Origin of the sequence: Mesorhizobium sp. M7A.F.Ca.AU.002.02.1.1 (assembly GCF_003998535.1) — a bacterium.
In the GTDB taxonomy this organism is placed as follows: domain Bacteria; phylum Pseudomonadota; class Alphaproteobacteria; order Rhizobiales; family Rhizobiaceae; genus Mesorhizobium; species Mesorhizobium ciceri.
Genome location: NZ_RZPB01001013.1, coordinates 1 through 1,806 on the forward strand (window position 1 = coordinate 1; position 1,806 = coordinate 1,806).

Annotated in this window: 2 protein-coding genes and 1 pseudogene; 2 read left to right on the plus strand and 1 reads right to left on the minus strand. The window is 62.1% G+C overall.

Annotation, left to right across the window (positions count from 1 at the left end):
- On the plus strand, positions 1-777 hold a 777-nt coding region (locus tag EN879_RS34405; protein WP_127274637.1), incomplete at its 5' end, for a 5-(carboxyamino)imidazole ribonucleotide synthase.
- A 6-nt stretch (positions 778-783) separates the two neighbouring features.
- On the opposite strand, the pseudogene EN879_RS34410 reads toward EN879_RS34405, so the two are convergent.
- A pseudogene (locus EN879_RS34410) lies at positions 784-1,207 on the minus strand (lysozyme inhibitor LprI family protein).
- 240 nt (positions 1,208-1,447) lie between these two features.
- On the opposite strand from EN879_RS34410, the gene ykgO reads away from it, so the two are divergent.
- Positions 1,448-1,573 carry a type B 50S ribosomal protein L36 gene (gene ykgO, locus EN879_RS34415; protein WP_006203764.1) on the plus strand — a complete coding sequence of 42 codons (126 nt, stop codon included), beginning with the start codon at positions 1,448-1,450 and terminating at the stop codon, positions 1,571-1,573.
- The last annotated feature ends 233 nt before the right edge of the window (positions 1,574-1,806 follow it).

A 1,806-nucleotide genomic window follows, 5' to 3' on the forward strand; every position in this document is an offset into this window, starting at 1 on the left:
GCGCAGGACCGGGTGGACGAAAAAACATTCCTCAACGGCATCGGCATTGCCACCGCCGATTTCCACGCCGTCGACAATGATGACGAGCTGGCGGCGGCGCTGAAAGCATTCGACGGCAGCGGCATCCTGAAGACCCGGCGCATGGGATATGACGGCAAGGGCCAGCGCGTCTTCCGCAACATGGAAGCCGGCGGTTTTGCCGGCACATGCGAGGCGATGGGCAATGTGCCGCTGATTCTGGAGTCCTTCGTGCCGTTCGAGCGCGAGATATCGGTGATCGCGGCGCGTGGGCTGGACGGTGCGGTTGTCGCCTACGATCCAGCCGAGAATATCCATCGCAACGGCATTCTCCACACATCGACCTTGCCGGCCGCCATTATGCCGGAGACGGCGCAAGCAGCCCGAACGGCCGCATCGAAGATCCTTGCGGCGCTCGACTATGTCGGTGTCATCGGCGTCGAGTTCTTCGTGCTGGCCGATGGCTCGCTGCTGGCCAACGAGATCGCGCCGCGCGTGCACAATTCCGGCCATTGGACGGAAGCCGCCTGTGTCGTTTCGCAGTTCGAGCAGCATATCCGCGCCATCGCCGGCCTGCCGCTCGGCGGCCCGGACCGCCATTCCGACTGCGTGATGGAAAACCTGATCGGCGACGATGTGCTGCGCGTCCCGGAGCTTCTCGCCGAGCCCGATCTGATGCTGCATCTCTACGGCAAGACCGAAGCGCGGCCCGGCCGCAAGATGGGTCATTTCACTCGGATCAGACGTCGCGCCTCATAAGGTTGCCTACTGCGCGTCGTCGCTCTCGTCCTGCCCTGTATTGGCGCAACTCCCATCGCCTTCCTCGCAATTGGCCGCGGCAGCGAGCTGCTTGACGCGGTCATTGGTCAATCTGGGTCAGGCATTGCGAAACTTCCATCGAATGGATCGATCCGCCTTCGCTGGCGGCGGTGGAATGCGCGCACTCGGCATCGCGAAAAGTGATCCAGGCGCGTTGCGCCACCTGCAGCAATCTCTTGCCGTTGGCATCGTCCGAGCTGGTGAGGTTCTGATAGGCCGTGTTGAGCCTGGCGTCGGCCGCCTGGTAATCCTCGCCGGCACAGATGTTCATCATTTGCTGGCTGTCGTCGCTGCGGTCGCATTCCTGCGCGCGCGCAACCGAAGCTGCCGCCAGCAGGACAAGGCAGGCGGCCAGGAACATCCGGCGCATAGTCGTCTCCAAATCATTTCACGGCGACCGCATCATCCCAGCCGGCCCAGGGCCGCGCAATGCCGCAAGGCAGACATGGCGGATAATTGATGACAGGGATGATTCACAGCCGCTATGGAGCACGCTTGCGGTTGACAGGGACAAGGCTCCTCGTTTATGAGCCACCCACAGTTCAAAGGCGCGTCTTCTGGCGCGCCTTAAAATTTCGACCCAACCGGGTCCACACCGACAGGCAAGACCATGAAGATCAAGAATTCGCTCAAGGCGCTGAAGGCGCGTCACCGCGACAACCAGCTGGTTCGCCGCAAGGGCCGCATCTACATCATCAACAAGACCGCCCCGCGCTACAAGGCACGTCAGGGCTGAGTTTTCGGGCAGGAGGCTGTCGCCTCCGCCCATTTGATGCTTGTCGCCGTCTGCCGGCCTTTTCACGCCAAATTCAGTTTGACGTTCTCTCGCCCGGGACTAGAGTCCGGCGATGCGGATTCCTTTTGCATTTTTGACATCTCTGCTTGTTTCCGGCGTCATTTATGGCCCGGCATGGGCGGATGGTGCTGTCGCGCCGCCGTCCACTCAGGATGCGCCGCCCGCCCCAACGA

Coding starts and splice junctions, on each gene's coding strand:
- ykgO (WP_006203764.1), top strand. CDS start 1,448: ATGAAGATCAAGAATTCGCTCAAGGCGCTGAAGGCGCGTCACCGCGAC.